Here is an 11,047-nt window from a genome sequence, read left to right as displayed (position 1 = left end):
TGTCTGCTGTCCGGATCATGTCGTCGCCGGGGCCGCACGCCGCGACGCCCAGGCGAAGGCCTCCTCCATGACCTGGGACATGGAGGAGTAGGTCCAGGTGCCGTAGCGGCCGAGCGGGGTGATGCCGAGGGACCTGAGGTGGCGGGTGGCCTCGTCGGCGGTCTGCCGGGCCTCGTCGGTGAAGACGACGTAGCCGGGGTCGCTCGTGAACACCCCGGTCGCGACGACCCGGCTGCCGGGGCCGAGCAGTCCGACCGTCCCGACCCCGCGCAGGACGTCGGCGACCAGCGCGTCGTCGGTCGCACGCGGCCCCTCGGAGGGTTCGAGCACCTCGGCGAGCACGCCCCAGCCGTCTGCGGGTGCCATCTCCGGGTCGAACTCGGTCATGAAGACCAGCCGGGTGAACGGCACGTCCTCGCGCGTGTAGTACCGCCAGTGCCCGGTGTCGCGCGGGCGCGGCCCCCGGACGGCGAGCGCCACCGACCGTACGCGGTTGCGGGGCAGCGCACGGCAGCGTTCGACGAGGGCCTCGGGCGCCCGGTGGCACAGCTCGACGGTGGCGGGCAGCGGGAGGGTGGAGACGCAGTCGTGCGTGAAGCGGAAGTCGGTGACGCCCTCGGGCGAACGGGTGCGCACCGTACGGGACGTCGGGTCGACGGCGGTGACGGTGTGCCGCAGCCGCAGGTCGGGCACCTGGTCGGCCAGCGCCCGGGAGAGCACCTCCATGCCGCGCCGGCCGCCGGGAGCGGGCCGCGGGTACCAGCCCCGCGCGTTGTAACCCTGTGCCGGGCGGGCCGAGGCGGCACCGCGCTCGATCTCCGCGACGCTGGGCCGGGTCAGGTTCCAGTGGAAGCCGGACGCCGACAGCGTGCCGAGCGGACGCCGCCACAGCTTGCGGTTGTAGGGGAAGAAGAACAGCTCGCACAGGGTGCGGCCGAAGGCGCTCAGCAGCAGTTCCTCGTAGTCGCCCGGTGCGGTGTCCCGCGCGTGCGCGGCCCGCAGGTCCGCCAGGCACGCGGCGCGTACCTCGGCGGGCAGGCCGTACAGGTTGAGCTGGACGGGGAAGCGGGTGGTGCCCCGGGCCGTCTCGACCCGGGCGTCCGGGGGGCACGGGCGCAGGACGTCACCCAGCAGCGCGCGGACGCGGGCCTCGACGTCGGGATGGCTGAAGTAGAGCAGGTGGATGACGCGGTCGAACCAGTAGTCCCCGACGCGTTCGGTGCGCACCAGGCCACCGGGCCGGTCCGAGGCCTCGACCACGATCGCGCGGTCACCGAGCACGGAGCCGGCGGCCAGTCCGGCCAGACCGCCGCCGAGGACCAGTACCTCGGTCTCCACTTCGTGGTCCGCAGGGTCCGCCCACGGGGACGGGTCGAGCATGGGTGCCACCTCGCAAGGCCGGGAGGACGGGCGCCGGGCCACGGGAGCGTGGCGGGCGCGGGGGTCCCGGCGGGCGGCCGCGCACAGCCGCCCGCCGGTCTGGCGCAGCGGATCAGACGGCGTCCGCGGTCTGCTCGGTGACGTGCTCCCAGGGCTTCACCGAGACCGCCGACGAGTGGGCGGTGTCCTTGGCGCTGACGGATTCCAGGTCGTACGACTTCACGGCGTCGACGAAAGCGTCGAAGGAGATCTCGTTCTTCTCGGACATGATGTACCTCTTTCTTCTGCGTCAAGGAACCAATTGATTCCCCGCAATGAAATTAGCAGCGCCCGGACGACCGGATCAACGAATTGCGGGGCTCATGATTTCCGATATCCGCAGCACGGTTCTCCGGGAATGCCGACGGCCCGGCCGGCTTCCTTTTCCAGGAGGAGGCGGGCCGGGTGATGGTGCGGCCGGGTCAGAGGTGCGCCACGCGTGCGCCGACGGCGCGGCCGGTGGTGTCGAACAGCAGCGGAGCGGTGTCGGCGAGGGCGGCCAGGTCGTAGTCCAGGTGCGCCTGCAGCAGCACGACGAGGTCGGCTTCGGCCACCGCCGCCTCCAGCGACCCGGCCCGGGCGAGGCTCCGCCCGTGCAGCCGCAGGGTGCGCACGTGGGGGTCGTGGAAGCGCACGAGGGCGCCCCGGTCCAGCAGGAGTTCGGCCACGGGCACCGCCGGTGAGCCGCGGTCGTCGGCGATGTCCGCTTTGTAGGTCGCCCCGAGCAGCAGCACCCGGGCGCCGCGGACGCCGCGCCGCCGGCCGTCGAGGAGCCGGGCGACGCGGTCGACGACGTACGCCGGCATCCGGTCGTTCACCTCCTGCGCCAGCTCCGGCAGCCGCAGCGGAAAACCCGCGGCCCGGCCGCTGAAGGCCAGGTACCCGGGGTCCACCGGGATGCAGTGGCCGCCCACGCCCGGGCCCGGCCGGAACGGCTGGAAGCCGAACGGCTTGGTGGCCGCGGCGGCCACCACCTCCCACACGTCCACGCCGAGCCCGTCGCAGTACACGGCGAGCTCGTTGACCAGGGCGATGTTGACCTGCCGGTAGGTGTTCTCCAGCAGCTTGGTGAGTTCGGCCGCCGCGGGCGTGCTCACCGTCACCACCTTCTGCACCATGCGCTCGTACAGCGCGGTGGCGGCCCCGGTGCAGCGGGCCGTGACGCCCCCGACGACCTTCGGGGTGTTGTGCAGCCCGAACGCCGGGTTGCCGGGGTCGATCCGCTCGGGGGAGAAGGCCAGCAGGAAGTCCTCGCCGACCGTCCGCGAGCCCCGCGCGAGGAGGGGCAGCACCACGTCGGTGGTGGTGCCCGGGTAGGTGGTCGACTCCAGGACCACCAGGGCCCCCGGGCGCAGCCGGGGGGCCACCAGGTGCGCGGCGTCCAGGACGGCGCTCAGGTCGGGCACGGAGTCCCGCAGCGGCGTCGGCACGCAGATGGTGACGGCGCCCGCGGCGGCGATCACCTCCGGATCCGAGGACGGGGTGAAGCCCGCGGCCAGCGCCTCGGCGACCTCCCGGTCGGAGATGTCGTCCACGTAGCTGGTCCCGCCGGCGAGGGCGGCGACGCGGCCGGCGTCGACGTCGTAGCCCGCGACCCGCATGCCGTTGCGGGCAGCCGCGACGACCAGCGGGAGCCCGGCATAGCCGAGTCCGACGACGGCCAGGTCGTACTTTTCAGCCACGGCCCCGACTCCTTCCAGTACGGCGGAATGAGGATTCTGTGATCCGCCGTGAGGGCGGCACGTCCAACAGGATGACCGAGCCGCCCGGCCCGCGGCCAAGAAATTGCGGAAATGCGAACGCAGGCAGGCCGCAGTCGTGTCGGAACCCTGCGGAAATGCGCATCCTCAGGCTCCCCGGGAGAAATGCCGGGCCGTTTTCCGGTCTCACGTCGTTAGGATCTCCGACAGCATTCTGAATCCGTGGACCACGAACCGGGAGGGAATTGTGACAGGCATCGAAGAGGGGACGGCGGCGGGCGCGGACTGCCGCACGCTCGCGCACCGGCCCCGGTTCCCGAACGTCATGCCCGACGTCGACGCGTTCCTCGGCCGCTGGGACGCGCCCGCGGCGCCCCGCCGTCCCGCCCGGCTGCTCACGAGCGCGGACGGCAACATCAACACGGTCGGACTCCCGGGCATCCACGAGGCGGACGACGTCGACCCCCTGCACCCCCAGTGGCGGGCCGCCATCGAGGACGGCGTCTGGCCCCTGGTGGACGCGCTCACCACGGGCGCCTGGCGGCTCGTCACCTACGACAGTTGCGAAGGCCACGCCTACCGCTCCGGATCCCTCACGCCCGGCCGGCGCCGCGTCGGCGTGCTGCCCCGCTCCGCACGGGAGTTCGCGCGGGCGGCGGCGGCCCTGTGCCGGGGCGTGCGCGCCGCCGCCCCGGCCGTGCCGGGACCGGTCCGGATCACGCTGAGCACCTGCGACCTGACCTGCGGACGCAGCGGGCGCCGCCACCCCGTCCTCGACCTCGGGCTGGAACCCGCCCCGGGCAGCGGCGACGACGCCTACTTCGCGGCGCTCGGCCCGGCCACCGGCACGCTCGCCGCCGCCCTGCTCGCGCAGCGGCCGGCGGCGGACCGGCCGTGCGGCTGCGCGGCCGCCGGCGGCCGTCAGTAGGACAGGTCCAGGGTGCCCGCCCGGCGGGCGGGCACCGCGACCAGCCAGCGCAGGGTGACGCCCGCCGCGAGCAGCCAGCAGCCGGCCGTCAGCACCGCCGCCCCCACCGGCCCGAACACCTCGGCCGCCGGACGGCCGTCGCTCACCGCCCGCAGCGCCCGCAGCGTATGGGTCAGCGGCACCGCCTGGACCGCCGCCCCGACCCCCCGCGGCCAGAACTCCACCGGCACCTGGACACCGCAGAACGCCATCATCGCCAGATAGGCGCAGTTGGACACCACGTTGCGCAGCCGCGGCGCGTTGAGCACCAGCACGGCCAGGAACAGCCCGACGCAGTACGTGCCCAGCGCGGTGAGCGCGATCAGCAGCAGGACCGGCGCGACCTGCGCCGCGCTCCAGGTGACCCCGAAGAGCGGGCCGAGCCCGAACAGGGCCGCCGACGCCGTGGCGAACCCGCTGAGCGGCCAGTGCAGACTGCGCCCGGCGAACACCCACATCAGGTCCGCCGGGCTCGCCACCAGCAGCGACAGCGTGCCGGCCCGGCGCTCCCCGCTCGTCGTCGCCACCACGGCCATGGTGTCCACGACACAGGTCATCAGCGCGTTGCCGAGCGCCAGGTACCGGACGGCGCCCGGCTGGTCCAGCACCCGGCCGAGACCGGTGAAGAACAGCACCTGGGCCAGCATCCGGCCGAGCCAGCCGAACGACCAACTGCGCCAGGTGTAGGTCGCCTTGAAGTCGGCCACGGCGTTGAGGAAGCCGTAGCGCACGAGATGGAACGCGGTTGGGTACACGTTGCCCCTAGGTGTGCGTGAGGGTGCCGAGCCGGCGGACCCGGCGCAGTACGCGGGACAGCAGCAGCGCCCCGATGAGGTATCCGGACAGCCCGAGCAGGGCGACGACGGCGATCCGCGTCACCGGCCGGGGCACCGCCGGACCGTCCAGGGCGGCCCGCAGCAGGTCGGCGCTCCAGCTCAGGAACACCGCGCGGCCCACCGCCCCGGCCCAGGCCGGCAGCGCCGACAACGGCACCAGGACGCCGCTGAGCAGGTACAGCGGATAGGTGAGCGTGTTCTGCACGATCCGCGCCGACGGCATCAGGACGAACAGGGACGACAGGATGCTCGCGGTCCCGGCCATGGCGGCGGCGTTCGCCAGCAACGCGGCGGCCAGCACGACGGGGTGCGGTACGTCGATCCAGCGGCCGAAGCCGAGCCCCGCGACCAGCCACGCCTCCGCCATGGTGGTGACACCGAGGAGACTGACCGCGAGGATGCGGGCCACGACGACCACCGAGAACCGGCCCGGGGTCGCGATCACCGCCTCCAGGGTGCCCTGGTTGCGCTCCTCCGCGATGATCTCCCCCGCGATGCCGAGGGTCAGCGCCCACTGGCCCATGAGGGTCGGGGCGACGACGGAGAACGACGCGAGGTCGGTGCGGTGCGCGTGTTCGGCGATCGAGAGGAACACCGCCGTGAACAGCGGTGCCGTCGCCCACACCTGCAGGGTGCCGGGGGAGCGCGGCGCGAGGCGCAACTGCAGGCGCAGGGCGGCAAGGAAGAGGGACATCAGGTCACCCCCATGCCCCGGCGGCCCACCAGGTGCAGGTACACCTCGGCCAGGTCCGGCCGCGCGGTGCTCACCTGGTGGACTCCCGCCGCCGCGAGGACGCCGAGGACACGGGCGGTGGCCGACGGCCGCTCCGTCTCGGCCTCCAGCCGGTCCGCCTCGTGCCGTACGGCGACGACGCCCGTCAGCGCCCCCACCCGACGCGCAAGTCCGGCGGACACCCCGTGCGCGACGACCCGCTCGTAGCCGGAGAGCAGCCGGCCGACGGCGTCCGTGTCCTCCGTCATGAGCAGCCGGCCCCGGTCGATCAGCGACACCCGGTCGCAGACCGCCGCCGCCTCGGCCATGTCGTGCGTGGTCAGCAGGACCGTGCGCCCCTCCGCCCGCAGCTCCGCGACGAGCGCCCGGAAGTCCAGCGCGGCCACCGGGTCCATGCCCATCGTCGGTTCGTCCAGGATCAGCACGCGCGGGTCCCCGACCAGGCCGCGCGCCAGGTGCAGCCGCTGCTTCATCCCGCGCGAGAACGTGTCGACCCGCGCGTCCGCCCGGTCCAGCAGTCCCACCCGGTCCAGCAACAGCTCGGTGCGCGCCCGCAGCGCGGAGCGGCGCAACCCGTACATGGCGCACCAGAACCACAGGTTCTCGCGGGCGCTGAGCCGGCCGTACAGTCCCCGGTCACCGCCGAAGACCAGGCCGATGGACCGCCGCACGGCCCGCGACTGCCGGGTCACGTCCAGACCGAGCACCCGCGCCGAACCCGTCGTCGGCTCCAGGGTCGTGGTGAGGATCCTGCACAGCGTCGTCTTCCCCGCGCCGTTCGGGCCGAGCAGACCGTGCACCTCGCCGCGCGCCACCCGCAGGCTGACCCCGCTCAGCGCGGTCACCTCGCCGGCCGCCCGGCCCCGCCGGACGGCGAAGGTCCGCCCGACGTCCTCGACGACGATGGCGTCCGCCGCGGCCGGGTCCGCCGGGCGCTCCGACGCCCCGCGGCGCGCCGTGCCGTACTCCTCGGTGCTCACCATGGGCTCTCCCAGAAACAGTGGTCGACCGACCAGTCGCCCGCCACGAGGGCGCGCAGCACACCGTCCGCACCGCGCGCCGCCCCGGGCTCGTACGGGTGCACGACGTGCCCGCACAGGGGACTCCCCTCGGTGGCGTCCACGGCCGCGGCCACCAGTGCGGCGACGGCGGGCCGCCGGACGCCCGCGTCGTCCACCAGCGTGTCCACCAGCTCCGCGAACTCCTCGCCGGTGACGCTGTCCTGCTGACGGGTGAGCACGGTCGCGTGGCCGACCGGCTCGCCGTGCACCTCGGCGATGAGGGACAGCCGGTCCGGCGCGTCCACGACGTCCGTGACCCCCGGGTGCCGGGGGCCGACCTCGTGCCCCGGGTAGGCGTTCCGGAACGCCTGCGCCAGCCAGTCGCGTACGTGCGGCTCGTCGGCCGGGGTCGCCGGCCGCACCGTGAGCCCGTCGGGGCAGGGGACGCCGGCTGCCGGTGGGCGGGGCGTGCGGTCGTGCCGTACGTACGTCAGCCGCGGCCGCCAGGGCGCGGGCAGCCGCACGTCGCCGACGACGCGAAGGAGCACCACGTCGGCCTCCTCGCCGCCGGCCCGCAGGGCTTTGCGCAGGGCCGCCAGCGCGTCCGCGGAGGCGGGCAGCCGCGGGTCGCAGTACTCGACCAGCACCTGCCGGCGCCCGGTGAACGGGTCGTCGCAGCGGTCGGCGACGAAGCCGAACCCGCCCGCCTCGCGCAGGAGTCCGGCCGCGGCGGCCCGGCCGAGGTACTCCCGGGCGGCCGTCACCGTGCCTCCGGCCGGACCACGGCCCGCCAGCCGCCCAGTACGTGCGCCGCGGCCGCCCGCAGTTCCTCGGCGCCGACCGCGGCGATGTTCGCGACCTCGGCCGCGGGCGACCAGTCGGCGGGGCCGCCGCTGCGCAGCGCGAGGAAGCGCGCGCACTCCAGCGGGGTGTCGACGGAGGTGTGGATCCGCATCTGCGCCTGGCGCCGGGCGGACTCCAGGTCGTCCGGCTTCGGGCCGTCCGCCGCGATCTCCTCCAGCGCGCCGCGGACCACGGCGAGCGCCGCGTCACCGTTGCCGGAGTCCACACCGGCCAGGACCCGCCACGCGCCGGTCTCCCCGTAGCCGCGGTTCCACGACTGGAACGCGTAGGCCAGACCGGCCTCGCCGCGCAGCCGGCGGTACAGCACCGACGACGGGCTCGAACCGAGCAACTGGGCCAGGACGTTGAAGTGGGGGCGGCGCGGGTCGTGGTTGCCGACCGAGCGGGCGCCCGCGCAGACCCAGGCGAACTCGTCCGGCCACGGCACCGGTCCGTGCGGGCCGGGCTCGGGCAGCGCGGACAGGTCGCGCCGGGCCGTGCCCAGCCGCGCCAGCGCCTCCGCCGGGACACCGGCCACCAGCGGGTCCGCCGTCGCGGGGACCGACGGTCCGACGACGATCAGCGACAACGGGGCGGCCAGCAGCCGGTCGCGGTGTCCCGCCGCCATCGCGGCGACGTCGAACGACTCGACGATCTCCCGGGTGCCGCCCACGGGCCGGCCCAGCGGGTGGCCCGGGAACAGGTGCTCAAGGAAGGCGTCCTGCACCACGTCGCTCGGGTCCGCGGCGGCCGCCGCCAGCTCCTGGACGACCGCCGCCTTCTCCTGCGGCAGGGTCCGCTCGTTCCACCGGGGCCGCAGCACCGCCTGCTGGAGCAGTGCGGTGATCTCCTCCGCGTCGTCCGCGTGCACCTGCGCGTAGAACAGCATGCGGTCCAGGCCGGTCTCCGCGTTGGCGTGTCCGCCCAACCGCTCGACGTACTCGCTGAACGACGGTACAGGCCCCACCGGCGCGGACATCAGCACGTGTTCCAGCACGTGGGCGAGACCGCACTCGCGCGCCGGATCGTCCCGCGAACCGTACTTCGAGGCCAGGCAGACCGTGGTCGTGCTCAGCCGTTCGTCCACGACCGCCATGACCGGAAGCGGTCCGTCGAGATTCCGGAATTCGTACAAGGAAAAGCACTCTCCCTCACTGGTCCGTACAAGCGAATGCCGCCCCCCGAAGGCGGCGGCATTCCCCTTCAAGCGGTGATTCAGCGGCTCTGCGGCTTCACCTTGTCGAGACGCGGGCGCAGGATGGAAGCGTGCTTCATCATGTGATGCTCCTTCGTTGGGAGTTGAGCGAACGAAAAGGACTGTAGGCAGGGCCGGATCAGCCGGGCAACGGCTGCTTCCGTAATCCGCACCCCGCCCGCCGGAAACCCGTGGAACGGCCCTGGGATCGGCTTTTCCGGAATACGCACACCGCGGGTCCGGCCGTCGCCCGCGCCGCTACGCTGCTCGGAATTCCGTCCCTGGAGGTGCGCCGTGGAACTGTCGCTGAGGACCGTGCGGGAGGTCATGGGCCTCGACCCGGACATCCGGCTCGGCCTGGTCCTGGAACGGGCCGCGCGGCGCGACCACCGCCTCGCCGCCACCGTGTGCTCGCTGGCCGCGGCCGAGGGCCACCGGATGGGAACGCTCGGCACCGCGCTGCTCGACGTGGAACGCGCCCGCCGCGACGAGCACGAGCGCCTCGTCGCCCTCGTCCGCCGGGAGGGCCCCGCCGACGTCCTCAAGGGAACCGCGCTCCAGGCCTACTATCCACCGGGCGTGCTGCGCACCAGCCGGGACGTCGACCTGCTGGTGCCCGACGAGGACGACCTGTGGGCCGCGGTGGCCGCCGTGGCCCGCGAGCGGCCGGTGGACGAGGCCCGGGTGAGCATGCTGGAGAGCGACGGCCACCGCCACTGGGCCGTGGCCCTCAACTGGCCCTCCCCGGAGTCGGACCTCGACCCCGTGTACGCGGCGGAGTTCCTCTCGGCGCCCTTCGTCGGCAACTCCACGACGGTTCCGCTGCGCCCTCGGTGGCCCGCCAACCCGCTGGTGGCCCATCTGCTGCTCATCGCCGAGGAGTTGTTCCAGCAGCCGCTGCGGGGGCGGGACGTGGTCGACGTCGCCGTCCTGGCCGACGCGATGTCCGAGCGGGACGTGGCGGACCTGCACCGTGATGCCGCGCACTGGATGCTGGCGCCGGAGGTGGTGGAGGCGCTCACCAGGGTCAACGCCGTACCCGGACTGGCGACCGCCACCTCACGGACGCTGGCGCGGGAGCTCGGCGCCGCCGCCGGACGGGAACGGGAGCGACGGTCCGCGGCGGCCGGCGCGGGCGGCGCCGGTGCGGGAACCGCCGCGGTCGTGCACTACGGCTTCCCCCTCGGCCCCGCGCTGAGCAGCCCCACCGTGGTCGTCGAGCAGGACGCCGACATGACCGTCGTCCGCTGCCCCGTGGGCGGATACCTGATGGTCGACACGCTCTCCGTGCCCCTCGAACTCGCCCGGGCGGCAGTGGACCGGCATCCCGGCGCCGTCCTGCCCGGCTGACCGACCGCGCCCCGAAGAAAGGACGACCCGCGTGCACGCGCCGACACTCGCCCGCTGGGTGGGAAATCCCGCCGAATTCCTCACCACTTACTGGAACAAACGCCCGGGCGTCTTCCGTCCGGACGGCGGCGGGCACAGCTCCTTCACCCTCACCGATCTGGACTCCGCCCTCTCCACCGGATTCTTCCGGGAGCCGTACGTGGAGATGTGGGACGGCGACAGACTCCCCGCGAGGAAATTCACCACCACCCGGACCGTCGCCCGCAGCGCTCCGGCCGGATTCGCCGACCCCCGCCGCATACGGGAACTCCTCGACGGCGGAGCCACCCTCCTCCTGCGCTGCGTCGACCAGTGGCACGCGCCCACCCGGACCCTGCTCGCGTCCCTCGCGGCGGAACTCGGACGCCAGGTGGAGGCGTTCTTCTTCGTCACCCCGGCCGGCCGCCAGGGGCTGCCCCTGCACCGCGACGACGCCGACGTCCTGGTCGTCCAGGTGGCCGGCAGCAAGACCTGGCACCTCCACGAGGGCCCCCGGGACGCCGACTGGCACGCGGGCCGCGTCACCGGCCAGGACGGACCCCGGCCGGCCGAGATCCTGCAGACCACCCTGCGCCCCGGCGACGTCCTGTACGTCCCGCGCGGCTTCGCCCACCTGGCCACCGGCGACCAGGGGCTGTCCGCGCACCTGTCCCTGACGATCCGCGAGGTGGGCGCCGCCGATCTGGCCGACACGGTATGGTCCCTGCTCGCCGACGAACAGCCGTCCTCCGAGCGCCCGTTGGGCGAGGAGGCGCTGCTCTCCACCGCGGCCAGCCTGCTGGCCCGCACCGCCGAACGCCTGGCCGCCCTGACCCCGGCCGACCTGCTGGAGCGGGCCAGGGCGCGCGGCCGGGCCACCATGCCCCCGACACCCGCCACCGCCTCCTTCGCGGACCTGGCGGCCCACTGGCCGGCCTCACCGCACAGCGGCACCACAGGAAGGTGACGCCCCCCGGGCGACGGC

11 protein-coding genes are annotated in these 11,047 nt (G+C 74.2%); 3 read left to right on the top strand and 8 right to left on the bottom strand.

Annotation, left to right across the window (positions count from 1 at the left end):
- Positions 1–15 precede the first annotated feature (15 nt).
- The 3 genes from E4U92_RS06400 to E4U92_RS06395 form a co-directional block, all read right to left on the bottom strand.
- Positions 16–1,380: a protoporphyrinogen/coproporphyrinogen oxidase gene (locus tag E4U92_RS06400; protein WP_137299258.1), complete on the bottom strand. Its 1,365-nt coding sequence runs from the start codon at positions 1,378–1,380 to the stop codon at positions 16–18.
- A 112-nt stretch (positions 1,381–1,492) separates the two neighbouring features.
- A complete protein-coding gene (locus E4U92_RS35800; RefSeq protein WP_168725045.1) occupies positions 1,493–1,648 on the bottom strand; it encodes a hypothetical protein in 156 nt (51 codons plus the stop codon).
- A gap of 193 nt (positions 1,649–1,841) precedes the next feature.
- On the bottom strand, positions 1,842–3,101 hold the full coding sequence (locus E4U92_RS06395; protein ID WP_206666465.1) for a nucleotide sugar dehydrogenase: 1,260 nt from the start codon (positions 3,099–3,101) through the stop codon (positions 1,842–1,844).
- 265 nt (positions 3,102–3,366) lie between these two features.
- Between E4U92_RS06395 and E4U92_RS06390 the strand changes: the two genes are divergently transcribed.
- Complete coding sequence (locus E4U92_RS06390; protein WP_137299257.1) at positions 3,367–4,047, top strand: hypothetical protein; 681 nt, start codon at positions 3,367–3,369, stop codon at positions 4,045–4,047.
- Here E4U92_RS06390 and E4U92_RS06385 read toward each other — a convergent pair.
- From E4U92_RS06385 to E4U92_RS06365, 5 genes are read right to left on the bottom strand one after another with little or no spacing between them, the layout of a single operon-like run.
- On the bottom strand, positions 4,041–4,841 hold the full coding sequence (locus E4U92_RS06385) for an ABC transporter permease (protein ID WP_137299256.1): 801 nt from the start codon (positions 4,839–4,841) through the stop codon (positions 4,041–4,043). The two genes, E4U92_RS06390 and E4U92_RS06385, sit on opposite strands and share 7 nt — an antisense overlap.
- 7 nt (positions 4,842–4,848) lie before the next feature.
- A complete protein-coding gene (locus E4U92_RS06380; protein WP_137299255.1) occupies positions 4,849–5,616 on the bottom strand; it encodes an ABC transporter permease in 768 nt (255 codons plus the stop codon).
- Entirely contained in the window at positions 5,616–6,638 is a 1,023-nt protein-coding gene (locus E4U92_RS06375) for an ABC transporter ATP-binding protein (RefSeq protein ID WP_137299254.1), read from the bottom strand. The genes E4U92_RS06380 and E4U92_RS06375 overlap by 1 nt, the downstream gene beginning before the upstream one ends.
- On the bottom strand, positions 6,632–7,420 hold the full coding sequence (locus tag E4U92_RS06370; protein ID WP_137299253.1) for a hypothetical protein: 789 nt from the start codon (positions 7,418–7,420) through the stop codon (positions 6,632–6,634). Before E4U92_RS06370 ends, E4U92_RS06375 begins: the two co-directional genes overlap by 7 nt.
- The gene (locus E4U92_RS06365; RefSeq protein WP_137299252.1) at positions 7,417–8,595 is read right to left on the bottom strand and encodes a M16 family metallopeptidase; all 1,179 of its coding nucleotides are present in this window, start codon (positions 8,593–8,595) and stop codon (positions 7,417–7,419) included. The genes E4U92_RS06370 and E4U92_RS06365 overlap by 4 nt, the downstream gene beginning before the upstream one ends.
- A 393-nt stretch (positions 8,596–8,988) precedes the next feature.
- On the opposite strand from E4U92_RS06365, the gene E4U92_RS06360 reads away from it, so the two are divergent.
- Together E4U92_RS06360 and E4U92_RS06355 are read left to right on the top strand one after the other, a co-directional pair.
- Entirely contained in the window at positions 8,989–10,044 is a 1,056-nt protein-coding gene (locus E4U92_RS06360) for a nucleotidyltransferase family protein (protein WP_137299251.1), read from the top strand.
- 31 nt (positions 10,045–10,075) lie between these two features.
- Entirely contained in the window at positions 10,076–11,029 is a 954-nt protein-coding gene (locus E4U92_RS06355) for a JmjC domain-containing protein (RefSeq protein WP_137299250.1), read from the top strand.
- Positions 11,030–11,047: the final 18 nt, after the last annotated feature.

The sequence above is a fragment of the Streptomyces galbus genome, assembly GCF_005280195.1.
In the GTDB taxonomy this organism is placed as follows: domain Bacteria; phylum Actinomycetota; class Actinomycetes; order Streptomycetales; family Streptomycetaceae; genus Streptomyces; species Streptomyces galbus.
This window is presented reverse-complemented; position numbering and strand designations above follow the sequence as displayed.

Coding starts and splice junctions, on each gene's coding strand:
- E4U92_RS06400 (WP_137299258.1), bottom strand. CDS start 1,380: ATGCTCGACCCGTCCCCGTGGGCGGACCCTGCGGACCACGAAGTGGAG.
- E4U92_RS35800 (WP_168725045.1), bottom strand. CDS start 1,648: ATGTCCGAGAAGAACGAGATCTCCTTCGACGCTTTCGTCGACGCCGTG.
- E4U92_RS06380 (WP_137299255.1), bottom strand. CDS start 5,616: ATGTCCCTCTTCCTTGCCGCCCTGCGCCTGCAGTTGCGCCTCGCGCCG.
- E4U92_RS06375 (WP_137299254.1), bottom strand. CDS start 6,638: ATGGTGAGCACCGAGGAGTACGGCACGGCGCGCCGCGGGGCGTCGGAG.
- E4U92_RS06365 (WP_137299252.1), bottom strand. CDS start 8,595: ATGGCGGTCGTGGACGAACGGCTGAGCACGACCACGGTCTGCCTGGCC.